The organism is Pseudophaeobacter sp. A-200-2 (genome assembly GCF_041008815.1).
GTDB classification, from domain to species: domain Bacteria; phylum Pseudomonadota; class Alphaproteobacteria; order Rhodobacterales; family Rhodobacteraceae; genus Phycobacter; species Phycobacter gallaeciensis_A.
Genome location: NZ_JAXGFU010000007.1, coordinates 54500 through 76352, shown reverse-complemented (window position 1 = coordinate 76352; position 21853 = coordinate 54500). Strand labels below are relative to the sequence as shown.

Annotated in this window: 26 protein-coding genes and 1 tRNA gene; 12 read left to right on the top strand and 15 right to left on the bottom strand. The window is 61.6% G+C overall.

Annotated elements, in window-relative coordinates; translation table 11 throughout:
• Positions 1-150: 150 nt before the first annotated feature.
• From rplT to pyk, 4 genes are all read right to left on the bottom strand, one after another.
• On the bottom strand, positions 151-516 hold the full coding sequence (gene rplT, locus SM766_RS11915) for a 50S ribosomal protein L20 (RefSeq protein ID WP_065271322.1): 366 nt from the start codon (positions 514-516) through the stop codon (positions 151-153).
• A 15-nt stretch (positions 517-531) separates the two neighbouring features.
• Positions 532-732, bottom strand: coding sequence for a 50S ribosomal protein L35 (gene rpmI, locus SM766_RS11910; RefSeq protein WP_009178285.1), 201 nt, complete (start codon positions 730-732; stop codon positions 532-534).
• 116 nt (positions 733-848) lie between these two features.
• The gene (locus SM766_RS11905) at positions 849-1070 is read right to left on the bottom strand and encodes a hypothetical protein (protein WP_065271323.1); all 222 of its coding nucleotides are present in this window, start codon (positions 1068-1070) and stop codon (positions 849-851) included.
• Between the two features lie 45 nt (positions 1071-1115).
• Positions 1116-2561: a pyruvate kinase gene (gene pyk, locus SM766_RS11900; RefSeq protein WP_065271324.1), complete on the bottom strand. Its 1446-nt coding sequence runs from the start codon at positions 2559-2561 to the stop codon at positions 1116-1118.
• Between the two features lie 131 nt (positions 2562-2692).
• Here pyk and SM766_RS11895 point away from each other — a divergent pair, with 131 nt between their 5' ends.
• The 3 genes from SM766_RS11895 (at position 2693) to SM766_RS11885 (ending at position 4729) form a co-directional block, all read left to right on the top strand.
• Positions 2693-3430 carry an N-formylglutamate amidohydrolase gene (locus SM766_RS11895; RefSeq protein WP_368947912.1) on the top strand — a complete coding sequence of 246 codons (738 nt, stop codon included), beginning with the start codon at positions 2693-2695 and terminating at the stop codon, positions 3428-3430.
• 65 nt (positions 3431-3495) lie between these two features.
• Complete coding sequence (locus tag SM766_RS11890; RefSeq protein ID WP_065271326.1) at positions 3496-3810, top strand: DUF1244 domain-containing protein; 315 nt, start codon at positions 3496-3498, stop codon at positions 3808-3810.
• 121 nt (positions 3811-3931) lie between these two features.
• Positions 3932-4729, top strand: coding sequence for a DODA-type extradiol aromatic ring-opening family dioxygenase (locus SM766_RS11885; RefSeq protein ID WP_368947911.1), 798 nt, complete (start codon positions 3932-3934; stop codon positions 4727-4729).
• A gap of 383 nt (positions 4730-5112) precedes the next feature.
• Here the strand turns inward: SM766_RS11885 and SM766_RS11880 are convergent, their stop codons facing one another.
• From SM766_RS11880 to dgcN, 3 genes are all read right to left on the bottom strand, one after another.
• Positions 5113-5976 (bottom strand): D-amino-acid transaminase, encoded by an 864-nt coding sequence (locus tag SM766_RS11880; RefSeq protein ID WP_065271328.1) that lies wholly within the window; start codon positions 5974-5976, stop codon positions 5113-5115.
• A gap of 10 nt (positions 5977-5986) precedes the next feature.
• A complete protein-coding gene (gene dgcA / locus SM766_RS11875; RefSeq protein ID WP_065271329.1) occupies positions 5987-6952 on the bottom strand; it encodes an N-acetyl-D-Glu racemase DgcA in 966 nt (321 codons plus the stop codon).
• 114 nt (positions 6953-7066) lie between these two features.
• Positions 7067-8068 (bottom strand): N-acetyltransferase DgcN, encoded by a 1002-nt coding sequence (dgcN, locus tag SM766_RS11870; protein WP_274839897.1) that lies wholly within the window; start codon positions 8066-8068, stop codon positions 7067-7069.
• Positions 8069-8373: 305 nt separating this feature from the next.
• On the opposite strand from dgcN, the gene SM766_RS11865 reads away from it, so the two are divergent.
• The 3 genes from SM766_RS11865 (at position 8374) to SM766_RS11855 (ending at position 10607) form a co-directional block, all read left to right on the top strand.
• Positions 8374-9333, top strand: a complete 960-nt coding sequence (locus SM766_RS11865; protein WP_065271331.1) for an L-malyl-CoA/beta-methylmalyl-CoA lyase — start codon at positions 8374-8376, stop codon at positions 9331-9333.
• A 169-nt stretch (positions 9334-9502) separates the two neighbouring features.
• Positions 9503-9922, top strand: coding sequence for a Spy/CpxP family protein refolding chaperone (locus SM766_RS11860; RefSeq protein ID WP_368947910.1), 420 nt, complete (start codon positions 9503-9505; stop codon positions 9920-9922).
• A gap of 79 nt (positions 9923-10001) precedes the next feature.
• Complete coding sequence (locus SM766_RS11855; protein ID WP_368947909.1) at positions 10002-10607, top strand: hypothetical protein; 606 nt, start codon at positions 10002-10004, stop codon at positions 10605-10607.
• On the opposite strand, the gene SM766_RS11850 is transcribed toward SM766_RS11855, so the two are convergent.
• Positions 10604-11056 (bottom strand): Lrp/AsnC family transcriptional regulator, encoded by a 453-nt coding sequence (locus SM766_RS11850; RefSeq protein ID WP_065271334.1) that lies wholly within the window; start codon positions 11054-11056, stop codon positions 10604-10606. The two genes, SM766_RS11855 and SM766_RS11850, sit on opposite strands and share 4 nt — an antisense overlap.
• A gap of 72 nt (positions 11057-11128) precedes the next feature.
• On the opposite strand from SM766_RS11850, the gene SM766_RS11845 reads away from it, so the two are divergent.
• Both SM766_RS11845 and SM766_RS11840 read left to right on the top strand, forming a co-directional pair.
• Complete coding sequence (locus SM766_RS11845) at positions 11129-11725, top strand: LysE family translocator (protein ID WP_065271335.1); 597 nt, start codon at positions 11129-11131, stop codon at positions 11723-11725.
• Positions 11726-11851: 126 nt separating this feature from the next.
• Entirely contained in the window at positions 11852-12814 is a 963-nt protein-coding gene (locus SM766_RS11840; protein ID WP_065271336.1) for an acetyl-CoA carboxylase carboxyltransferase subunit alpha, read from the top strand.
• Positions 12815-12948: 134 nt separating this feature from the next.
• On the opposite strand, the gene SM766_RS11835 is transcribed toward SM766_RS11840, so the two are convergent.
• Both SM766_RS11835 and SM766_RS11830 read right to left on the bottom strand, forming a co-directional pair.
• Positions 12949-13602 carry a GntR family transcriptional regulator gene (locus SM766_RS11835; RefSeq protein ID WP_274829754.1) on the bottom strand — a complete coding sequence of 218 codons (654 nt, stop codon included), beginning with the start codon at positions 13600-13602 and terminating at the stop codon, positions 12949-12951.
• A gap of 72 nt (positions 13603-13674) precedes the next feature.
• Complete coding sequence (locus SM766_RS11830) at positions 13675-14361, bottom strand: M48 family metallopeptidase (protein WP_274832656.1); 687 nt, start codon at positions 14359-14361, stop codon at positions 13675-13677.
• 99 nt (positions 14362-14460) lie between these two features.
• Between SM766_RS11830 and SM766_RS11825 the strand changes: the two genes are divergently transcribed.
• Entirely contained in the window at positions 14461-14787 is a 327-nt protein-coding gene (locus SM766_RS11825) for a TIGR02300 family protein (protein WP_065271339.1), read from the top strand.
• A 195-nt stretch (positions 14788-14982) separates the two neighbouring features.
• Positions 14983-15058, top strand: a tRNA-Ala gene (locus SM766_RS11820).
• An 89-nt stretch (positions 15059-15147) separates the two neighbouring features.
• On the opposite strand, the gene SM766_RS11815 is transcribed toward SM766_RS11820, so the two are convergent.
• The 3 genes from SM766_RS11815 to SM766_RS11805 all read right to left on the bottom strand — a co-directional run bounded on the left by SM766_RS11815 (position 15148) and on the right by SM766_RS11805 (position 17678).
• Positions 15148-15492: a hypothetical protein gene (locus SM766_RS11815; protein ID WP_274831139.1), complete on the bottom strand. Its 345-nt coding sequence runs from the start codon at positions 15490-15492 to the stop codon at positions 15148-15150.
• A 78-nt stretch (positions 15493-15570) separates the two neighbouring features.
• Complete coding sequence (locus SM766_RS11810) at positions 15571-16899, bottom strand: aspartate aminotransferase family protein (protein WP_368947908.1); 1329 nt, start codon at positions 16897-16899, stop codon at positions 15571-15573.
• A gap of 2 nt (positions 16900-16901) precedes the next feature.
• The gene (locus SM766_RS11805; protein ID WP_237028436.1) at positions 16902-17678 is read right to left on the bottom strand and encodes a beta-keto acid cleavage family enzyme; all 777 of its coding nucleotides are present in this window, start codon (positions 17676-17678) and stop codon (positions 16902-16904) included.
• Positions 17679-18106: 428 nt separating this feature from the next.
• Between SM766_RS11805 and SM766_RS11800 the strand changes: the two genes are divergently transcribed.
• A complete protein-coding gene (locus tag SM766_RS11800) occupies positions 18107-19504 on the top strand; it encodes an aminotransferase family protein (protein WP_368947907.1) in 1398 nt (465 codons plus the stop codon).
• 100 nt (positions 19505-19604) lie between these two features.
• A complete protein-coding gene (locus tag SM766_RS11795; RefSeq protein WP_368947906.1) occupies positions 19605-20198 on the top strand; it encodes a GNAT family N-acetyltransferase in 594 nt (197 codons plus the stop codon).
• 224 nt (positions 20199-20422) lie between these two features.
• On the opposite strand, the gene SM766_RS11790 is transcribed toward SM766_RS11795, so the two are convergent.
• Positions 20423-21454 (bottom strand): permease, encoded by a 1032-nt coding sequence (locus SM766_RS11790; protein WP_368947905.1) that lies wholly within the window; start codon positions 21452-21454, stop codon positions 20423-20425.
• Complete coding sequence (locus SM766_RS11785) at positions 21447-21758, bottom strand: ArsR/SmtB family transcription factor (protein WP_274832649.1); 312 nt, start codon at positions 21756-21758, stop codon at positions 21447-21449. The genes SM766_RS11790 and SM766_RS11785 overlap by 8 nt, the downstream gene beginning before the upstream one ends.
• Positions 21759-21853 lie beyond the last annotated feature (95 nt).

The following is a 21853-nucleotide window of genomic DNA, read 5'->3' as shown; positions in this document are numbered from 1 at the left end:
GAATTTTGCTTGGCTCGTGCTACCACAGCAGCCGCTGAAAGCAAGGCCCGACGGACCAGCCTTCCCCAGCTTAGGGATCCGTTTCCCTGGCCAAAGCGCAAAAAAGCCGCCCCTGAGGGGCGGCTTTCTTAAATCTCAGCGTGGAACGCTTCAGGCTGCCAGTGCGGACTGTGCCTGCTTGACGATCGCACCGAAGGCTTCGGGCTCGTGCACGGCCAGATCGGCCAGGACCTTACGGTCAACTTCGATACCGGCCAGGTTCAGACCGTTGATGAAGCGCGAGTATGTCAGCGATTCGTCGTGGCTGCGGACGGCAGCGTTGATACGCTGGATCCACAGGGCGCGGAAGTTACGCTTGCGCGCCTTACGGTCACGGGTTGCGTACTGGTTTGCCTTGTCGACGGCCTGACGGGCGACCTTGAAGGTATTCTTGCGGCGGCCATAGTAACCTTTGGCTGCCTTGATGACCTTCTTGTGACGGGCGTGAGTTGTGGTACCACCTTTAACGCGGGACATGTGTCAAATCTCCTCTTAGCGGTCGTAGGGCATGAAGCCCTTGACGATCTTGGCGTCGGGGGCGGACAGGGTCGTGGTGCCGCGGGCATCACGGATGAATTTCTTGTGACGTTTGATCATGCCGTGGCGCTTGCCAGCCTGACCTGCCATCACCTTACCGGTGGCGGTCACCTTGAAGCGCTTTTTGGCGCTCGATTTCGTCTTCATTTTGGGCATTTCCGTCTCCTTCAATGCGAGTTCGGTAGATACGCGACTCGGCATGCCACTCTGGCCGGCCACGTGAACAGGGCCGCCATGTACGAAAACCGGATCACAAGGGCAAGCGGTTTCTTCTAAAAAACCTGGCCAATCACATTGAAAAACGCATCTGGCACGTCGCGCAGACGATAACCGCCCGGCTGCGTCAGAAATGCATAGGCGATCAGGCCCGCACTGCCCAGCAGCAGGAAGACAGAGACCTGTGGGCGCCGCTTGTCGCTATAGGCCGATAACATGGACGGTATCGCCAGCCATGCAAGCAGAAGGCCAAGCACCAGAAACAGGTCACTGTTCACGCAACATCCCTCCAACCGCAGCCCGACGCCGGGCTGGAGGAAAGCTTATTCCGGGTCGGTGCTGTAAATCAAACGTTCATCACAGGGGGCAACGCGCAGGATGTTGGTGGTGCCGGGCACGTTGAACGGCACGCCTGCGGTCACGACGATCTGATCCGTCTCGGAGGCGAACCCGCCGGCGCGGGCGGCGCGGGCTGCGTTGACCACCGCCCCCTTGAACCGGTCCTGTCCGCTGGTCACCACGCAGTGGCATCCCCAGCTGAGCGCCAGACGCCGGGCGGTGCCTTCCAGCGGGGTCAACGCGATGATCGGAACACCGGGACGTTCCCGCGCGGTCAGCAGCGCAGTTGTGCCGCTCTGTGTGAAGCAGCAGATCGCCTTGATATCCGTCTTCTCGGCAATTTCGCGGGCGGCAGCAACGATGGCATCCGCAATCGTGTTGCCCTTGGAGGAGCGCGAAGAGGCGATGATCTGCGCATAGGTGGGGTCGGTCTCCACCTCGGCGGCGACGTTGTCCATGGTTCGCACCGCTTCGACCGGATATTGCCCGGCAGCGGATTCAGCGCTCAGCATGATGGCATCGGTGCCCTCATAGATCGCGGTCGCCACGTCCGAGACCTCGGCGCGCGTGGGCATCGGGCTTTCGATCATGCTTTCCAGCATCTGGGTGGCGACGATCACCGGTTTGGCCGCCGCGCGGCATTTGCGCACCAGCCGTTTCTGGATCGGCGGCACGGCAGACACCGGCAGTTCGACGCCCAGATCGCCGCGCGCCACCATGATCCCGTCCGAGGCATCGAGGATTTCCTCGAACTGCTCCACGGCGGAAGGTTTCTCGATCTTGGACAGCACCGCAGCGCGGCCATCGACCAGGCCTTTGGCCTCAAACACATCCTTGGCCCTCTGCACAAAGGACAGCGCGATCCAGTCCACACCCAGGGTGCAGGCAAACTCCAGATCATCACGGTCCTTGTCCGACAGAGCCGCCAGGGGCAGCACCACATCGGGCACGTTCACGCCCTTGCGGTTGGAGATGGTGCCGCCGGTCACGACGCTGCAATCGGCAAAATCGGCGCCGCAGCGCTCCACCCGGAGGCGGATCTTGCCATCATTCACCAAGAGATGCGCGCCGGGCTCCAGCGCCTGAAAAATCTCGGGATGCGGCAGGCAGACCCGCGTGGCATCACCATCGGTGGGATCCAGATCCAGCCGGAAAGACGCGCCCTCTTCCAGTTCCTCGGAACCATTTGCAAAGACGCCCACGCGCAACTTGGGACCCTGAAGGTCGGCCAGAATACCGATCGAGCTGTCCAGATCCTTTTCCACCTTGCGGATGATCTCGTGCTTTTGGGTGATCTCTGCATGGGTCCCGTGCGACATATTCAGGCGGAACACGTCGGCGCCGGCCTCGTGCAGGGCGCGGATCGTTTCATAGGTTTCGGACGCCGGTCCCAGGGTGGCAACAATCTTCACACTGCGGGAACGTTTCATGGGGTGGGTCCTTCTGGTGTCAGCTCAGCAATAGGCGGTGTTACCGCAAACATATCTTGCGGTGCTTATCGCGCAATTTCCATTTTGCCGCAACTCCCCTAAAGGTATCGTCAACAATCGATGACAGGCGCATGACATATACTCCCTTCTTTGTTCACGGGGCCGACCGCCCTGCCCGCTGGCTGATCACCTGCGACCATGCCACCAACCGCGTACCTCCCTTCGTCAACGGCGGTGACCTTGGCCTGCCGCATGAGGATATGGAGCGTCATATCGCTTATGATGTGGGGGCCTATGCCGTCGCCCGCCATCTGGGTGAGCTGCTGGACGCGCCGGTTGTGGCCTCCAATTTCTCACGGCTGGTGATCGACCCCAACCGGGGCGAAGATGATCCAACTCTGCTGATGAAGCTTTATGACGGGACCATCATTCCCGCCAACCGTCACGCCGATGCGACAGAGCGCGCGGCGCGGCTTGAGGCCTGCTACCGCCCCTATCACGCAGAAGTGAGCCGCCTTGCCGCGCGCCCGGACACGGTCATCGTCTCGATGCATTCCTTCACCCGACAATTGCGGGGACGTCCCCCACGCCCCTGGCAAATCGGCGTGCTCTTCCCCGAAGGTGAGCGGTTTTCCCCGGTGCTGATCGACACATTGCAGGCCGAGCCTGACCTTTGTGTCGGGATCAACGAGCCCTACACCGGCTACCTGCCCGGCGATGCCATCGACACCCACGGCACAGCCCATGGTCGCCCTAACACGCTGATCGAACTGCGCAACGATCTAATCGCTGATGCGGCAGGACAGCGGCAGTGGGCCGAACGACTCGCCAAGCTCCTGCCCCGGGCCCTTGCGAACTCGGGCCTGTAGCAGCGCTTGCCTCTGGACAGTGGCACCCACATATTACGGAACGCAAGACAACCGGGAGGATCCCCATGGACCAGCAAACCGAGATCGAACTTCAGGCCGCCGCATTCCGCCGCCTGCAAAAGCATCTGATGGAAGACCGCACCGATGTGCAGAACATCGACCTGATGAACATGGCCGGGTTCTGCCGCAACTGCCTCAGCCGCTGGTATCAGGAAGCAGCAAACGAACGCGGCATCGAGATGGACAAGAATGAAGCCCGCGAAATCTACTATGGCATGACCATGGATGAGTGGAAGTCCAAGTACCAGACCGAGGCCAGCCCGGAAAAACAGGCCGAGTTCGAAGTCGCCTTCAAGGAAAACGTCACAGACAAGGCCTGATCCCTGGCGGATTGCCCCCCCTGTCGCCATCGGCGCACAGGGGGTGTTCGCCACTGGGTATAACCACGGCGGCCCGGATCCCTTAACATCTGAACCAACAGTATGTGTGATGGAGGTTCGGATGCGTTCAAGGATGCCAAGCTATTTCATTTCCCACGGCGGCGGACCGTGGCCCTGGATCCCGAACATGCGGGAGGCGCTGGCACCGCTGGCAGATGCGCTTGCCCGTATGCCGCAGGAAATCGGGCGCCGTCCCTCGGCGGTTCTGATGATTTCCGGCCACTGGGAAAAGGACACATTTGCAGTGATGAGTGCTGCAAAACCGCCGATGGTCTATGACTATTACAACTTCCCGCCAGAGACCTACGAAATCCAATACCCGGCGCCCGGCGCGCCAGAACTGGCCCAGCACACTGCGGATCTGATCGCAGCGGCGGGATTGCCGGTCTCGATGGACGCGGAACAGGGATACGACCACGGCACCTTCGTGCCCATGGCCCTGATGTACCCGGAGGCCGATGTGCCGCTATTTCAGGTCTCCATGCGCCATGGCTACAGTCCAGAAGAGCATTTCGCCCTTGGCCGCGCGCTTGCCCCCCTGCGTGACGAGGACGTGCTGATCGTTGGCTCCGGTCTCAGCTACCACAATCTGCGGGAATTCGGCCCCCGGGCGAAGGTGCCCTCGGAAGAGTTCGACACATGGCTGAATGCGGTGTTGCAACAGCCAGCCGCCGCGCGGACCGAGGCACTGCTCAACTGGGAACAGGCCCCCTATGCCCGCGCCTGCCACGCGCAGGAGGATCACCTTGTGCCGCTCTTTACGGCCCTTGGCGCGGCAGAAGAGGAAGCAGCAACGCAGGTCTACCACCAGAAGGACATCTTTGGCGGCGTCACAGCCTCTAGCTTCCGGTTTGGGTAACGCCTCGTTTGCGGGTAGCCTCAAGACCGCTCGGACAAACGCAGCTTATGGTTGCATTCTGGCAAGTATGTCACGATAGAGTTGCGAGACGTTTACGTTGATGCAATCGAAGGAAGATTTATTCCATGAAAGCCTTGTCACTGGCCGCACATATTGCGCTCGCCACTGCTATACCGACCATCAGTTTTGGGGCCTCATTCTCGCATGCGGGCCTGCAGGCCGATACTGTGGTTCAGCATGGTGGAGGCTGCCGCAAAAGCTCTCCGCCGGGCAAATGCTGCCATATGCAGACGAGCACAGGCAGAGTGCACTGCCACTGAAACAACAATGAAGGCCGCCCCGTCAGGAGCGGCCTTCATTGTTGAGACGGATACCCGCAGCGATCAGATCGCGGCCTTCACCGATTCATCCAGATAGATCTCGCGCAGACGCTTGGCGATCGGCCCCGGCGTGCCGTCACCCAGCGCGGTGCCATCAATCTCCACGACCGGCATCACGAATGCGCTGGCAGAGGTGGTAAAGGCCTCATCCGCCTCTTTCGCTTCATCGATGGTAAAGAGACGCTCTTCGATTTTCAGCTGCGCTTCTTCTGCCATGCGCAACACGGCCTTGCGGGTGATGCCGTGCAGGATGTCATTGGACAGCGGCCGGGTGACGATCACGCCGTCCTTGACGAAATAGGCGTTGTTCGAAGTGCCCTCGGTCACGTAGCCGTCTTCGACCATCCAGGCGTCATCGGCTCCGGCCTTCTTGGCCATCATCTTGCCCATCGAGGGGTACAGCAGCTGCACCGTCTTGATATCGCGGCGGCCCCAGCGGATGTCCTCGATCGAGATGATCTTGGCGCCTTTCTTGGCGGCGGGGCTATCGGCCAGTCCCGGCTTGTTCTGGGTGAACAGAACAATCGACGGCTTGGTGGTCTCGGGATCGGGGAAGACGAAATCGCGGTCGCCATCGGACCCGCGGGTAACCTGAAGATAAACCAGACCTTCGTCGATGCCGTTCAGTTCCACCAGCTTGCGGTGGATCTCCAGCAGTTCGTCCTTGGTGCAGGGTTCCTGCATGTCCAGCTCATCCAGCGAACGTTTCAGGCGCACCGCGTGGCCTTCGAAATCAATCAGCTTGCCGCCCAGAACCGAGGTCACCTCGTATACCGCATCAGCCATCAGGAAGCCGCGATCGAAGATCGAGACCTTCGCTTCGTCTTCCGGCAGGTATTCGCCATTCACATAAACAGTACGGGTCATTGTCATCTCCTCAGCCCCAGAGTTCTGCCTTGGGCGGATGCACACCGGCAGCATCGTATTCCATTGTCGTTTCGCGGTCTTCGGACAGAAGCAGCGGCCCGTCAAGGTCCGTCACCATCGCCCCCTGCGCCAGCAGCACCGCAGGCGCCATCGCCAGAGACGAGCCCATCATGCAGCCGACCATCACGCGGTAACCTTCGGCCAGCGCCGCTTCGCGCAGTTTCAGCGCCTCGGTCAAGCCGCCGGTCTTGTCCAGCTTGATGTTGACAACATCGTATTTGCCTTTGAGTTTCGGCAGGCTGGCGCGGTCATGGCAGCTTTCGTCCGCGCACACCGGCACCGGACGCTCCATGCCAATGAGCGCGTCATCTTCACCGGCAGGCAAGGGCTGTTCGACCAGCGACACGCCCAGACGCACCAAATGCGGCGCAAGCTCGGCATAGACCTCGGCGCTCCAGCCTTCGTTGGCGTCGATAATGATATCCGAGTCCGGTGCCCCGGCGCGCACGGCTTCCAGTCGCGGCATGTCATCGGCGGTGCCCAGCTTGATCTTCAAAAGCGGGCGATGAGCATTCTCGGCGGCCTGCTCCTGCATCACCTCGGGCGTGTCGAGCGACAGAGTATAGGCGGTAATTTCGGGGCCGGGTTTCGGCAGACCGGCCAGTTCCCAGACCCGTTTGCCCGCCAGTTTCGCCTCAAGATCCCAAAGCGCGCAATCCACCGCGTTGCGAGCCGCACCGGCAGGCAGCAGGTCCTGCAGCTCTTCGCGGGTAAAGCTGTCGGGCAGGCCGGTAATTTCGGCGGTCACGCTGTCCAGCGTTTCATCATAGCGGGCATAAGGCACACATTCGCCCCACCCCACAGCCCCGTCTTTTTCGATCCTGACGGTCAGCACCTTCGCCTCAGTCCGCGAGCCGCGGGAGATGGTAAAGGCCCGCGCCAGTTTGAATACATCCGGCGTCACGGTGACTTTCATGTTCGATCCTTTCGGGGTCTTTGTTCGGCTTCTGGGAATGGGTAGGGCCGCACTCCACAGACGCCTGAATTCACATAAAAAGGGCGCCTGCTGCCAGACGCCCCCTTATAACAATCAGATTGCGGCGAGCGCGTCTACCAAGCGGTCGGCGCCATGGCGGTAAGGATCCACCGCGGGCAACCCCATGCGCTTTTCCACTTCCTCAAGGTAGGCAACCGCCTCTTCCTCGTTCAGGTGCTGAGTGTTCACCGAGATACCGACAACCTGACAATCCGGGTTGCCCTTGCGCGCCAGCGGCAGCGCGGTATCGCGCAGCTCTTCGAGGCTGGGCAGGGAATAGCCCGGCAGACCGCGCATATGTTCACGGGTCGGCTCGTGGCACAGGATCAGCGCATCGGGCTGACCGCCATGCACCAGCGCCATGGTCACACCGGAATAGGAAATGTGGAACAGGGAGCCCTGCCCTTCGATCATGTCCCAGTGGTCTTCATCGTTGTCCGGGGTCAGATATTCGATGGAGCCTGCCATGAAGTCGGCAATCACAGCGTCCAGCGGCACACCGTGGCCAGTGATCAGAATGCCGGTCTGGCCGGTGGCGCGGAAGGTGGATTTCATACCGCGTTTTTGCATCTCGGCGTCCATCGCCAACGCAGTGTACATCTTGCCCACCGAGCAGTCGGTGCCAACGGCAAGACAGCGCTTGCCTTTGCGCTTCACGCCATTTGCAATCGGGTAGCCGACCGAAGGCACACGCACGTCATGCAGTGTGCCGCCGTGGGTCTGGGCTGCAGCGACAAGATCGCCTTCGTCGCGCAGCAGGTTGTGTAGGCCGGACGCGATGTCATAACCCATTTCAAGCGCCTTGATCAGCACTTCCTTCCAGGCGGGGGAGATGATCCCGCCGCGGTTGGCGACACCAATCACCAGCGTCTTTGCACCGGCGGCCTTGGCCTCTTCGAGCGACATTTCGGTCAGTCCCAGATCGGCGCCGCAGCCCGGCAGAGAGATCTGCCCGACCGCGTGGTCCGGGCGCCAGTCGCGGATGCCGATGGCAACCTTTGCCGCAAGCATATCGGGCGCATCGCCCAGGAACAGCAGATAGGGTGTCTCGATCATCTCGGGGCCTCCGTTAAACGTGATTCACCGCGAACGATAATCGAGCCGCCTTGCGAAGCGGTCCCATTTTTGCATTTGCAGGAAAGGCATGATCGAAGTTTCTTCTACAAAAATACATTTTCATCGAAGAAAATTCCAACAATGGCGCATTACTCGCTCACTATTATGCGGCAACACGGGAATTCATTGCGATTGCAGCATAGTTGATGCTGCGCCTGCAAAGTCCCTCTTGCATGGGGTTGCGCAATTTCATACCACAATGACCAGTCAAATCGTAATTTCCTTTCCCAGCAAGGAGCGCCCACATGAGCTTCCGCATCCAGCCCGCCGCCCCGGCCCGTCCCAACCGCTGCCAGTTGTTCGGCCCCGGCTCCAACACCAAACTCTTTGCCAAGATGGCCGCCTCGGCTGCGGATGTGATCAATCTGGATCTGGAAGATTCCGTCGCCCCCACCGACAAGGACATTGCCCGCGCCAATGTCATCGAGGCGCTGAACACCGTGGACTGGGGCAACAAGTATATGTCTGTCCGCATCAACGGTCTGGACACGCCCTATTGGTACCGCGACGTGGTCGATCTGCTGGAACAGGCCGGCGACCGTCTGGACCAGATCATGATCCCCAAGGTCGGCTGCGCCGCAGACGTCTATGCTGTCGATGCGCTGGTCACCGCCATCGAGAACGCCAAGGGCCGTACCAAACCGATTTCCTTTGAGGTGATCATCGAATCCGCTGCGGGCATCGCACATGTGGAAGAGATCGCCGCCTCCTCTCCGCGCCTGCAGGCGATGAGCCTTGGCGCCGCCGACTTCGCCGCCTCCATGGGCATGCAGACCACCGGCATCGGCGGCACTCAGGAAAACTACTACATGCTGCATGGCGACACGCGGCACTATTCCGATCCGTGGCACTGGGCCCAGACCGCAATCGTCGCGGCCTGCCGCACCCATGGCGTTCTGCCGGTCGATGGCCCCTTCGGTGATTTCTCGGATGACGACGGCTATATCGCACAGGCCAAACGCTCGGCCACGCTGGGCATGGTCGGCAAATGGGCCATCCATCCGAAACAGATCGCCCTGGCAAACGAGGTCTTCACCCCCTCGGAAGAAGCCGTCGCCGAAGCGCGAGAGATCCTGGCCGCCATGGAACAGGCCAAGGCCAACGGCGAAGGCGCCACAGTATACAAGGGCCGCCTGGTCGACATCGCTTCGATTAAACAGGCCGAAGTGATCGTCGCACAGTCAGAGTTGATCGCAAAAGGCTGACCTTTGAACGCAGTTGACCATGGGGCGTCCGGAATCCGGGCGCCCCATTTTTATTCCGCATTCGCCAAACACATTCAATTTTTTTGATACATATCAACTCAAGAACCCTCCAGTGCTGGAATGTTGCCGCAGAACGAAACCGACAGAATCGGCAACCACTGGTGACGACATGAAAAAAGCCCTTCTTTCCGCAGCACTTGTTCTGGCGACTGCGACCGCCCTCCCCGCCCAGCAAGGCAAGAACCGGAGCGAGCTCTCGGCGCCCATCGTGCGCCTGACGCCGCTGATCAAACAGAATGCCTCCGCGCTTGGCCTCACGGCAGAGCAACGCGCTGATCTGCAGAACTGGCTGGCGGCCAGCCCGCCCAAACGCAAGGCTCTGGAAGCCGAGGCAATCGCAGCCCGCGCCGCCCTGCGCACCGCCATTCTGGACGGTGCCCCGGCAGAGGAGCGCGCCAGCCTTGCAGCCAAGGTCGGGGAGTATGAGGTCAAGCTGGTGACCATGCGCTCCAACTGCGCGGACCACTGGCGCACGGTTCTGTCCCCGGAGCAGTTCGCACAGGTCGTGGCCATGGCGCAGAAACAATAATCCCAGATCATTCTTTGGGTCGGCCCCGTTGCCTTTGGCGCCCTATTCCGCGACTAATTGACAGAAACGCGGGGCCGACATGACAGATCTGACCTTATTCCACACGGCCGACGTGCATGTGGCGACATTCGATGCCCTGGCACCCGAGGCCGATCTGACGCATGTGGTGCGTACCGACTGGCTTGAACGGGCCCAGACCGGCGTCGATGCCGCTCTCCGTCAGGAAATTGCCGAAGCGATCCGCGCGACAGAGGGGCCCTCCTTGTGCACCTGCACCACCATCGGCGCAGTGGCTGAAGAAGCAGGCGCCACGCGAATTGACTGGCCGATGATGCAACAGGCCGCGGGCACCGGTGGCCCGGTGATGCTGGTCTATTGTCTGGACAGCACCCGCCTTCCCTCCACCGCCCTGCTGGAACGCGCCTTCACGGAACAGGGCCGCGCGCCCGACATCCGCGCCCTGCCTCTGACCGGCCTTTGGCACCATTTCACCAATGGGGACACCGAGGAGTTCCACAAACAAGTCGCCGCTTGGGTGGGGACAAGCCTTGCGCTCACATCTGGCACCTCTTGCGTGGTTCTGGCGCAGGCGTCGATGGCCGGGGCCGCTCCTCTGATCGACAGCGATGTGCCGGTGCTGACCTCGCCCAAGACCGCCATGGCGGCCCTTCTGGGACAGGGTTAGGCGCGCATATCCTTGGGCGATCCCATGACCACATAGGTTGTGATCCCGGTGACATAGGGCGAGGTGCCCAGAATATCGGTGTGAAACCGTTTGTAGCTGGGCAGATCCGCGCATTCGACCCGCAACAGATATTCGATGGTGCCGGTGATATTGTGGCATTCCACCACTTCGGGCGCGGCCTGCATGGCGCGCTCAAACGCCTCTTGCGCCTCCTTCGTGTGTTCGCCCAGGCCGACACCGATATAGGTGACAAAGCCCACCCCCATCGCCTCGCGGTTCAGCACGGCCTTGTACCCGGTGATGACTCCGGCGCGCTCCAGATCCTGCACCCGCCGCAAACAAGCCGAGGGGGACAGGCCCACACGCTCAGCCAGCTCTAGGTTGCTGATCCGCCCGTCGCGGGACAGCTCCTGCAATATCTGCTGATTTATGCGATCATTTTTAGCCATTAATTGCAACTTTTCGCACCCAGCGCAGCAAAACGCAATTTCATTCGGGCATTGACGCGTCAAATTCTCTCCATGACATACGATCTTCTCCTCGCGCTTGCGCTCTTCGCCTTTGTCTCGTCGATCACGCCGGGACCGAACAACCTGATGCTGATGGCCTCAGGCGCAAATTTCGGCTTTCGCCGCACCATCCCGCATATGCTGGGGGTGGCGTTGGGGTTCGTCTTCATGGTCGTTCTGGTCGGCGCCGGTCTGGTCGGGATCTTCGAAGCCTTCCCCGTCAGCTATACCGTGCTGAAGGTCGCCTCTGTGGCCTATCTTCTGTATCTGGCCTGGAAGATCGCCAACGCAGGACCTGCAGAAACCGGCGAAGGCAAGGGCAACCCGATGACCTTCCTGCAGGCCGCCGCCTTTCAATGGGTCAACCCAAAGGCCTGGGCGATGGCCCTGACCGCGATCAGCGTTTATGCCCCGGATCAGACCCTTTGGGCGATCCTTCTGGTGGCGGCGCTGTTTGGGGCGGTCAACCTGCCCTCGGTCAGTTCCTGGACCCTGCTGGGGCAGCAAATGGCGCGGGTGCTGACCAATCCACGCCGCCTGATGCTGTTCAACTGGGCCATGGCGGCGCTGCTGGTCGCATCGCTTTACCCGGTGATCTGGCCCGCGTAACGCCACCGGCCTGCGCCGCCGCGAGCCACCGGGGACAAGACAGATGCGTGTGGCGAGTTGCATCCGGCGCCCGACAAGGCCATATATCGCACAAACCGCGCACCGTAAGGCGCTCAGTGAGGCGACATGACCCAGTATCTGGAATTTGAAAAACCGCTGGCCGAGATCGAAGGCAAAGCAGAAGAACTGCGCGCCCTGGCCCGCACCAACGAAGAGATGGACGTGGCCGATGAGGCCGCCGCGCTGGATGCCAAGGCCGAACAGCTGCTGAAGGATCTCTACAAGGACCTGACGCCCTGGCGCAAATGCCAGGTCGCGCGCCATCCCGAGCGTCCGCATTGCCGCGACTATATCGATGCGCTTTTCACCGAATACACGCCGCTGGCCGGCGACCGGAACTTTGCCGACGATCTGGCGGTCATGGGCGGTCTTGCTCGTTTCAACGATCAGCCGGTGATGGTGATCGGCCACGAAAAGGGCGCCGATACCAAGACCCGCATCGCGCATAACTTTGGCATGGCCCGCCCCGAAGGCTACCGCAAGGCCGTGCGCCTGATGGAGATGGCCGGGCGCTTCGGCCTGCCGGTCATTACGCTGGTGGACACCACCGGCGCCTACCCCGGCAAGGGCGCCGAGGAACGCGGCCAGTCTGAAGCCATCGCCCGTTCCACTGAAATGAGCCTGCAGATCGGCGTGCCGGTTGTGTCGGTCATCATCGGTGAAGGAGGATCCGGCGGCGCCGTCGCCTTTGCCACCGCCAACCGGGTCGCCATGCTGGAACATGCGGTCTATTCGGTGATCAGCCCCGAAGGCTGCGCCTCGATCCTGTGGAAGGATGCCGAGAAGATGCGCGAAGCCGCCGAGGCGCTGCGCCTGACCGCGCAGAACCTTCTGGAACTGGCCGTCATCGACCGGATCATCGCCGAACCGCTGGGCGGTGCCCATCGGGATGCCTCCGGCACCATTGCCTCGGTCGGCGCAGCGATCACAGCGATGCTGGATGAGCTGAAGGACAAGGACGGCGCTGCCCTGATCAAGGACCGCCGCCAGAAATTCCTCGATATCGGCTCCAAGGGCCTCGCGGCCTGATGTGACCTGACCGCGGCGCCGCTGCCAGCGGCGCCCGGCCCAACGGGCCGCGGAGTTTCGCAGAAACACCAAGGCCGGGCGGGAGCGCCCCGCCCCACCATTCACAATCACACCTGGATTGATTTTCCGGCGCCCTAGCCCGCCAGCAGGCGCAGACCCTGCGTCACATCCGACCGCACCGCCAGCCGCAATCCCGGCTCATCCCCTGCCTTCAATGCCGCGATGATCAGCTTGTGATTATGCGGCGGTTCGGTCCGGCGAAGACGGCCATAAAGCGCCCGCATGGTCGGCCCCAGCTGCAACCAAACCGTTTCCGCCATCGCCAGCATCGCAGGCGCCTGCGCCCGCAGGTACAGCGTGCGGTGAAATTCCAGATTGGCGCGGATGTATCCCACCGCATCGCGTTTCGACACCATTTCGGCCACGGTGACATTGATCGCCTGCAGCCTGTCGATCAGCGCCATGTGGGCCCGCGGCAACGCCCGGCTCGACAATTCCACCTCCAGCAGCGACCGCAGCGCTGCAAGCTCCTCGATCCGTTCGTTGCTCAGCTCGGGTGTCGACACCCGCCCCGAGGAGGACAGGAACAAGGCCCCCTCGGCCACCAGGCGGCGCACCGATTCCCGGGCCGGGGTCATGGAAACATCGAACTCACGCCCAATCCCGCGCAGGGTCAGCGCCTCGCCCGGCGCGATCTCTCCGTGCATGATACGCGTGCGCAGCGCCCGGTAGACGCGATCATGGGCTGACGACAGCCCGTCGGATGTGGAGCGGGTGGACAAGGTCATGGCCTGTTGTGATCACAAATGAAACCAAGGTCAATGCGCCACGCGCGCACATCCTTGATGGCACCACCTTGGTCAGTCCGTGAACCGGTAGCGGTGCAACTGACTGCCATTCTCCCTCAGCCATCTGCGCGGCGCCTCATGATCGCCGAAAAGGTCCTGAACCACGGCCCAGAAATCTGCCGAGTGGTTCATTTCCTGCAAATGCGCCACCTCATGCGCAGCCACATAACGAAGGACCTCTGGCGGGGCGAGGATCAGACGCCAAGAATACATCAGCGCCCCGGCCGAGGAACAGGACCCCCAGCGCGAGCGCGTGTCGCGCAGAACCAGCTTGTGAAACGGACGGCCCAGCTGCGCCGAATAGGCATCTGACGCCGCGGCCAGCCGATCTCGGGCCAATTCCCGCAGGTAGCGTTCCAGCGACCGGGCCGGCCTGTCGCCAGAGACCGCGATCTCATCCCCGGCGACCCGCACGCCCCGCGCCTGCCCGCGCACGACCCGCAAGTCGCGCCCAGCCACCGGCAGCACCGTTCCAAATGTCACCGCGACCTGTCCGGGATGACGCGCCAGATGCCCGCGGATCCAATCTTCCTTCTCGGCAGCAAATTCCAGGGCGGCGCGTTCAGGCAGGGATTTCGGCAATGTCAGCGTGACCCGGCCATCGAGCGCCGAAATCCGCAGGCTGATCCGACGCGCACGAGCGGAGCGACGCAGAAGCAGTGGCACCGGAGGGTCCCCCGGCAGATGATGGGCGCTCATCGGCTCTCCCTTGCAGGCAAAGGCTTTGACAGTACCATCCTCATATGGCAAGGCACCTGAATCGTCGATACGACTCACCAGTAAATCAAGGGGATCCACATGCCCAAGGAAGAATGGGGTGTAAAGCGCGTTTGCCCGACCACCGGAAAACGCTTTTATGACCTGAACAAGGACCCGATCGTCAGCCCCTACACGGGCGAGGTCGTTGCCCTCGACACCGGCAAGAGCCGCATGATCGAAGCCGACTCGGAAGACGCTGCGTCGATGAAGGCCAAAGAGAACATGGACGGGGACGACGCAGTTCTGGAAGATGACGAAGACGTCGATCTGGATCTGGGCGATGACGTTCTGGACGATGATGACGATGACGACAATGTCTCGCTCGACGAGATTGCCGACGTCGCATCCGAGGACGACGAGTCCTGATCCAAGGCCCGCGTATGGGCCCGGATGCCGCCAAATGGCGGATTGACCGGGGCAGTTTCGGCCCCGCTTCACCCGGGCCCGGATGGGCCACAAAAAAACTCTGAATGATGGTGCATTTTGCACTTGCAGCCTGCTCCATCGTCCCTTAAACGACCACTCACACCGGATGAGGCAACAGCCAAGCCGGATGTGAATGGGGCCTTAGCTCAGTTGGGAGAGCGCTTGCATGGCATGCAAGAGGTCAGGGGTTCGACTCCCCTAGGCTCCACCATTCACCCCCAGACATTGCAAACTAATCAATCCTCTGGGCATGCATTTTGCGTGTCTCCCGCTTTCGACCTATGGGCAAATCAGGGATGCTCAGCCTGCGTCAATCCAAGGCGGCTCAATCCGGTCACCGTTCACCCGCACCTCATCCTGCTCATTGTCGAGCACGACAGGATTGTCGTAGATCTCCAGCGTCGGGCGCACACCAAAGCGCCCCTCCATCCAGTCCGGCCATCCTTCATTGAACCAGGCTTCGGCATCCGCACGGGTATCGAACTCGTAAATTCCGCCACCACCTGCGTCGCTGTTGAGGAAATACTTGCGCCTCAAACCCTTGACGTCGTGGAAAATCTTTGTCGCCTCAACGGATTGGCGGGCAACCAGATCCGTATCCCGTTTCGGTCCTTCCAGCGGAATTCTGACGATGGCGATGATCATGACGATGGCCCTCCCCTGCTCGTTAATGGGCACGAGACAAGTCTAAGGCCATCGTCCGCTTCAAGACAATGACCCCTGTCAGCCTTGAGGCAGGGACTGTGTTATCGCCACGTCCAGCTTGTCGACCACCTCGGTGATCTGATCCCCCGAAATGATAAAGGGCGGCGCCAGAAGAATGTGATCGCCGTTGCGGCCATCGCGTGTGCCCGACATCGGATAGCAGATCAGCCCGGCTTCAAAAGCGGCCTTCTTGATCTTCGCGGCCAATCCCAGTGACGGGTCAAAGGGCGTCTTGCTGTCGCGGTCACGGACCAACTCGATGCCCCGGAACAGACCACGCCCGCGAATGTCGCCGACATTGGGATGCTGGCCGAACCGCTCCTGCAGGGCAGATTGCAGGCGATCGCCCATTGCCGCACAGCGGGTCACCAGATCCCGCTCCAGCATCTGGCTCACCACCGCCAGCCCGGCGGCTGTGGCCACCGGATGGCCGATATAAGTATGCCCGTGTTGGAAAAAGCCGCTGCCACCTTCGATGGCAGCATAGATCTGGCGGGAGCACAGCATCGCCCCGATCGGCTGATAACCGGCGCCCAGCCCCTTTGCGATACACAGGATGTCGGGCGCGACACCGTCGGCGTCACAGGCAAACAGATGACCGGTGCGCCCCATACCGCACATGACCTCATCCAGGATCAGCAGCACGCCATATTTGTCGCAGATCTCGCGGATGCGTTTGAAATAGCCTTCGACCGCAGGTACCGCCCCGGATGTGGCCCCCACTACCGGCTCGGCCATAAAGGCCATCACGGTTTCCGGGCCAAGACGCAGGATCTCCGCCTCCAGTTCATCCGCGGCGCGCTGGCCATAGTCAAAACTGCTCTCGCCCTCGGCCCGGTCCACATATTCATAACAAGGCGCGATATGGGACACGCCGATCAGCAGCGGATCGAATTGCTGCCGCCGCCAGGCATTGCCCCCCGCCGCCAAGGCGCCAAGCGTGTTGCCGTGATAGCTTTGCCGCCGGGCAATCAGGTGCCGCCGCTCCGGCTCCCCCTTTTCCAGGAAATACTGTCGTGCCAGCTTGATCGCCGCCTCGGTCGCCTCGGATCCGCCAGAGACAAAATAGACCCGGTCCAGATCGCCCGGCGCATTGGCTATCAGCAGATCGGCGAGCGCCTCGGCCGGTTCCGAGGTCATGAACCCGGTATGGGCAAAAGCCAGCTGTCCCACCTGCTGCTGCACCGCCGCGATGACCGCCGCATCGGAATGGCCAAGGCAGGACACCGCCGCGCCGCCCGATCCGTCGAAATACCGCTTTCCTGTCGAATCAATCAGATAACAGCCATCGCCCCCCACGGCAGTGGGCAGGTTCGCCTTGGTATGACGGGGAAATACATGAGACATTTTCAGCCCTCCTTGAGGCTGTGACCGGCATCCTGTGCGGCCCTGACCAGCGCCGCTACCGAGGCTGCATTGTCCTGCAGCATCTCGCCCTCCGGCGTTTCAATATTATTCTCAAATCCGATTCGCGCATCCCCTCCGGCAGCAATCGCCGCCAGCAGGCAGGCCCGTTCGTTGCGGCCAAAGGCGCAGGCGGTCCAGTTGAGTCTCAGATCCGCTGCCGCCGACAGAAACCCGGCCAGATCCTCCGGCTGCCCCAACACCGGCGGTGCGTAGCTTCCGAGGACAAAGATCGCATCGCGCATCGAGGGCGGCACCGTGCCATCGCCGTACCATTCCTTCAGCTGCGCGATACAGGACGACCCATACAGGATATGCTGAACCCGCGTTCCGACCTCAGCACTAAATGCATAGGCCCGCGCGGCTACTGCCAGATCCCGCGCCATTTCCCGGACCGAGACCGAGGCCGCCGCCGGGCGCAGCTGCATCAGGCAATGTAACTGGTCCTTGGGAGAGAAGAGACCCGCGCTTTCGGTGGTGATCTGCACCTTCATGCCGGGCGCCGCCTCCTGCACCGCTTCCATCGCCGTGCGATAGCGCCCGGCGTCCAGCGAATGCTGGCCCTCCTCATCCCGCACATGCAGGTGCAGCGCCCCTGCCCCGGCCACATAACAGTCCGCGGCCGTCTGCGCGATTTCCTCTGGTGTCACCGGCAGGTTCAAATGATCCCGCTTGCCACGCCGTGCCCCACTCGGGGCAACCATCACTGTGAACTCCGCCACGCCCATTCTCCGCTGGCCAATGCTGCGCCCGACCATGATGGGAAAAATGCACGCTCTCAATTAACACACGAAAGAACACACGTTCTTTTGATCTGCACCGGATCGCGATATACTGGGAAAACCCGCGTTTATCCCCGGATCACCCGCCCCGGAACACTGCCACGCCCGATTTTCGGGCAACCTGGCGGGCCACATGCGGAAAACCGCTGGAGCATAGCGGCGCACCCAAGGCAAAGAACGTAAGTTCTGCCCTTAAAAACAGGGGCCTGATACGGGCGGCGCAGGAAACGCGCTGCACTGGCCACAAAGCTCATCACCATCTGGACCTAGTGCAAGCGGCAGATTTGGCGTTTCGTCAAACTCAGAAAAGTCCGGCTGGGTGTTTTGCGCGCCGGACCAGAACACCACTATTTAGGGAAGGACATGTCATGGACGGCACGTTCAACGAAAACGACCTCAGCCGGGTGATTGACGCCGACAAGGCGCATGTCTGGCACCACCTGATCCAGCACAAACCTTTTGAGACCAGCGACCCCCGGATCATCGTCGAAGGCAAAGGCATGCGGGTCTGGGACCAGAACGGCAAGGAATGGCTGGACGCGGTCTCCGGTGGGGTCTGGACGGTGAACGTCGGCTATGGCCGTGAGGAAATCTGCAAAGCGGTCTATGATCAGCTGATGAAGCTTTGCTATTTCGCGCAGTCCGCAGGTTCTATTCCCGGCTCGCTCTTTGCCGAAAAGCTGATCGAGAAGATGCCCGGCATGAGCCGCGTCTACTACAACAACTCCGGCTCCGAGGCGAACGAGAAAGCCTTTAAAATGGTGCGCCAGATCGCGCACAAGAAATACGGCGGCAAGAAGCACAAGATTCTCTACCGCGACCGCGATTACCACGGCTCCACTCTGGCGGCGATGTCGGCGGGCGGCCAGGATGAGCGCAACGCCCAATACGGCCCCTTTGCCCCCGGTTTCGTGCGCGTGCCCCACTGCATGGAATACCGCAAGCACGAGTTGGGTCTTGAGCATCTGTCGGGCGAGGAATTCGGCATGGCGGCCGCCAACCTGATCGAAGAGGTTATCCTGCGCGAAGGCCCCGACACCATCGGCGCCCTCTGCCTGGAACCCGTCACTGCTGGTGGCGGCGTGATCGAGGCCCCCGAAGGCTATTGGCCGCGGGTGCAGGAGATCTGCAAGAAATATGACATCCTGCTGCACATCGACGAGGTGGTTTGCGGGATCGGTCGTACCGGCACCTGGTTCGGCTACCAGCACTACGGCATCCAGCCCGATTTCGTCACCATGGCCAAAGGCGTCGCCTCGGGCTATGCTGCGATCGCCTGCATGGTCACCACCGAAGAAATCTTCGAGATGTTCAAGGACGACGCGGACGATCCGATGAACTATTTCCGTGACATCTCCACCTTCGGCGGCTGCACCGCTGGTCCCGCTGCCGCGCTGGCCAACATGCAGATCATCGAAGACGAGGGCCTGCTCGACAACTGCACCGCCATGGGCGAGCGGATGATGAACAACCTCAAGGCGCTGCAGGAAAAACACCCCGTGATCGGCGATGTGCGCGGTAAGGGTCTGTTCCTCGGCGCCGAACTGGTCACCGACCGCGAAAGCAAGGAACCGGTGGACGAGAAACAGGCACAGGCCGTAGTGGCCGAGGTCGGCGCCCAGGGCGTTATCATTGGCGTCACCAACCGTTCGATCCCCGGCAAGAACAACACCCTCTGCTTCAGCCCGGCACTGATCGCAACGGCCGAGGATATCGACGCCATCACCGATGCGGTGGACGTGGCCCTGACCAAGGTCTTTGGCTGATCAGGCCAATTGGACTACTTAGATTTTTGAAAGGCGGCCCTTTGCACCGGGCCGCCTTTCCTCTTTTCTGGCGGGGCGACACAGCACAAGGAAGCCCGCCATGCCCGGCCCTCTCTGGATGACAGCATCCACCCTGACCTCGGACAAGGTGACACTGGCACCGCTCACACGGGATAACACCCCGGATCTGGCAGAGGCTGCGGACGATGGCGCCCTGCACCGGCTCTGGTACACTACGGTCCCCACACCGGACCGGGTCCCGGCAGAAATCGACCGCCGCCTCGCGCTTCAGGAGGCAGGATCCATGGTGCCTTTCGCCATCCTCGACCCACAGGGCCGCGCCCTGGGCATGACTACCTACATGAATATCGACCACGGCAACCGCCGCGTCGAAATCGGCTCCACCTGGTACCGCAAATCGGTACAGCGCACCGGGATCAACACCGCCTGCAAGCTCATGATGCTGCGCCACGCATTCGAAGACCGCGATGCCATCGCGGTGGAATTCCGCACCCACCGCCTCAACCGGCAAAGCCGCGCCGCAATCGAACGGCTCGGCGCCCAGCTGGACGGTATCCTGCGGGCGCACATGATCATGCCCGACGGCAGCCTGCGTGATTCCGCTGTCTACTCCATCACCGCCGCCGATTGGCCCGCGGTCCGCGCAAACCTGGAATTCATGACCCAAAGGTGATCCCCCCGCGGGTCAAGTAGGCCGCAAGGCCCCGCCGTCAGGCGGCTTGTCCTTGACGCGCAAATCTTAAGACACTCGGAAACGGCCCTTACGGGGCAGACCTGCCCCGTAAGGGCTATCTCAGCAAGAAAAAGCGCCGCGCGTCAGCGCGGCGCTTGGCCCAACGGGAGAGGAGCAATCTTCGATTGCCGCGATCCGGGCGGGAGCGCCCCGCCCGCGCCCCCTCACAGCATCTGAAACAGAATGCCGGACAGGATTGCACCGCTGACCCCCAGCCCCAGATAGGCGGCAAAGACCTGCGGCTTCACCAGCGACCAGACCGCAGCCATGGCCGGGATCGAACTCACCGCGCCGGCAATCAAAAAGGCCATCGCCGCCCCAGCGCTCATCCCCTGCTCTATCAGTCCCGCCAGCAGCGGCGGCGCCACGTAGGAGTTGAGGTAGGCCGGCATACCCACCAGCGCGGCCACGGCAATCGGCACCACGCCTTCACCGCCGACCAGACCCGCAATGACATCCGCCGGGACATAGGACACCAGCAGCGCCTCCAGCACATAGGCCAGCGCCAGCCACTTCAGCAGGAACAGACCGTTGGCGACAAATTCGCTACGGAACCGTTGCCGACGCTCAGGGTCGGACCAGAAGGCCCAGACCGGCTTTGCATCGGCCTTTGGCGCACCGCATCCGCAACAGCTGGTTTTCTGCACCTGCTTCAGCGGGTTTGCGAAGACACCGTGGCCCATCAGCGCCTTGATCGCGAAGCCCCCGAACAGCCCCAGCGCCACGGCAGCAACCGCCTTGCCGATGGCAAAGGGCCAGCCCAGCGCCCCGGCGGTGATCAACAACGTCGGCGGATCGATCAGCGGTGAGGACAGCCAGAATGCCATGACAGCCGACAACGGCGCGCCCAAAGCCAGCAGCCCGGCGATAAAGGGAATGACCTCGCAGGAACAGAAGGGCGCCAGTCCGCCAAACACCGCCGCAAGAAAGATCATCCGCACCTCGCGCCCCTCAAAGGCCCGCGCCACCAGAGCTTCGGCGCCGGTTGCCTTCAGATACGCCAGTAGCAGCACAGCAAACAGGATGTAACGACCGGTATGGGCCAGCGCATTCAGCGCAAAGATCACAATGGTCTGGAAATTTCCCATATCCAGCACCGCAACAGAAACCAGCAGCGCCACGATCACGGCCCAGGGCGTTTTGAGCCAGCGCAGCAGCGCCTGCGAGGCCCCGAGATTTTGAGTGAGATCAGCCATCGTTTGCAGCCTCCTGCATTTGATCCGAGCAGCATTCACAGAGAATGAAGTCCGCCAGCGCCCGCAGCCGGTCGAAATCGGCCCGGCTAATCGTCGCGCGTCCCACCTTCTCCTGCACCACGACACCGGCGCCCGAAAGAAATTTCAAATGATGCGCCAGCGTCGAGGGCGCGATGCCCGTGCGGGTCTGAATGTCCTGAACCCGCAATCCATCGCGCCCTGCCCGGACCAGACAGCGCAGGACCTTTAGACGCGCCTCTGACCCCATGGCCGCAAAACCACCTGCCGCTTCTTCCCACTGCATGACATGCTCCAATAAAACCATAAAACTAGTTACTTCGATTTGACACTCAAAATCAAGCTCAAAAAATCATCCGGGATGGTAAGTCCAGATTGCGC

Excerpts from the sequence above, each read along its gene's own strand:
- SM766_RS11810 (WP_368947908.1), bottom strand. The coding sequence starts at position 16,899 with ATGTCTCATGTATTTCCCCGTCATACCAAGGCGAACCTGCCCACTGCC.
- rpmI (WP_009178285.1), bottom strand. The coding sequence starts at position 732 with ATGCCCAAAATGAAGACGAAATCGAGCGCCAAAAAGCGCTTCAAGGTG.
- SM766_RS11795 (WP_368947906.1), top strand. The coding sequence starts at position 19,605 with ATGCCCGGCCCTCTCTGGATGACAGCATCCACCCTGACCTCGGACAAG.
- SM766_RS11830 (WP_274832656.1), bottom strand. The coding sequence starts at position 14,361 with ATGAGCGCCCATCATCTGCCGGGGGACCCTCCGGTGCCACTGCTTCTG.
- SM766_RS11790 (WP_368947905.1), bottom strand. The coding sequence starts at position 21,454 with ATGGCTGATCTCACTCAAAATCTCGGGGCCTCGCAGGCGCTGCTGCGC.
- SM766_RS11845 (WP_065271335.1), top strand. The coding sequence starts at position 11,129 with ATGACATACGATCTTCTCCTCGCGCTTGCGCTCTTCGCCTTTGTCTCG.
- dgcN (WP_274839897.1), bottom strand. The coding sequence starts at position 8,068 with ATGATCGAGACACCCTATCTGCTGTTCCTGGGCGATGCGCCCGATATG.
- SM766_RS11885 (WP_368947911.1), top strand. The coding sequence starts at position 3,932 with ATGCGTTCAAGGATGCCAAGCTATTTCATTTCCCACGGCGGCGGACCG.
- rplT (WP_065271322.1), bottom strand. The coding sequence starts at position 516 with ATGTCCCGCGTTAAAGGTGGTACCACAACTCACGCCCGTCACAAGAAG.
- SM766_RS11895 (WP_368947912.1), top strand. The coding sequence starts at position 2,693 with ATGACATATACTCCCTTCTTTGTTCACGGGGCCGACCGCCCTGCCCGC.
- SM766_RS11855 (WP_368947909.1), top strand. The coding sequence starts at position 10,002 with ATGACAGATCTGACCTTATTCCACACGGCCGACGTGCATGTGGCGACA.
- SM766_RS11800 (WP_368947907.1), top strand. The coding sequence starts at position 18,107 with ATGGACGGCACGTTCAACGAAAACGACCTCAGCCGGGTGATTGACGCC.
- SM766_RS11890 (WP_065271326.1), top strand. The coding sequence starts at position 3,496 with ATGGACCAGCAAACCGAGATCGAACTTCAGGCCGCCGCATTCCGCCGC.
- SM766_RS11840 (WP_065271336.1), top strand. The coding sequence starts at position 11,852 with ATGACCCAGTATCTGGAATTTGAAAAACCGCTGGCCGAGATCGAAGGC.
- SM766_RS11850 (WP_065271334.1), bottom strand. The coding sequence starts at position 11,056 with ATGGCTAAAAATGATCGCATAAATCAGCAGATATTGCAGGAGCTGTCC.
- SM766_RS11815 (WP_274831139.1), bottom strand. The coding sequence starts at position 15,492 with ATGATCATCGCCATCGTCAGAATTCCGCTGGAAGGACCGAAACGGGAT.
- SM766_RS11835 (WP_274829754.1), bottom strand. The coding sequence starts at position 13,602 with ATGACCTTGTCCACCCGCTCCACATCCGACGGGCTGTCGTCAGCCCAT.
- pyk (WP_065271324.1), bottom strand. The coding sequence starts at position 2,561 with ATGAAACGTTCCCGCAGTGTGAAGATTGTTGCCACCCTGGGACCGGCG.
- SM766_RS11785 (WP_274832649.1), bottom strand. The coding sequence starts at position 21,758 with ATGCAGTGGGAAGAAGCGGCAGGTGGTTTTGCGGCCATGGGGTCAGAG.
- SM766_RS11865 (WP_065271331.1), top strand. The coding sequence starts at position 8,374 with ATGAGCTTCCGCATCCAGCCCGCCGCCCCGGCCCGTCCCAACCGCTGC.
- SM766_RS11880 (WP_065271328.1), bottom strand. The coding sequence starts at position 5,976 with ATGACCCGTACTGTTTATGTGAATGGCGAATACCTGCCGGAAGACGAA.
- SM766_RS11825 (WP_065271339.1), top strand. The coding sequence starts at position 14,461 with ATGCCCAAGGAAGAATGGGGTGTAAAGCGCGTTTGCCCGACCACCGGA.
- SM766_RS11860 (WP_368947910.1), top strand. The coding sequence starts at position 9,503 with ATGAAAAAAGCCCTTCTTTCCGCAGCACTTGTTCTGGCGACTGCGACC.
- dgcA (WP_065271329.1), bottom strand. The coding sequence starts at position 6,952 with ATGAAAGTCACCGTGACGCCGGATGTATTCAAACTGGCGCGGGCCTTT.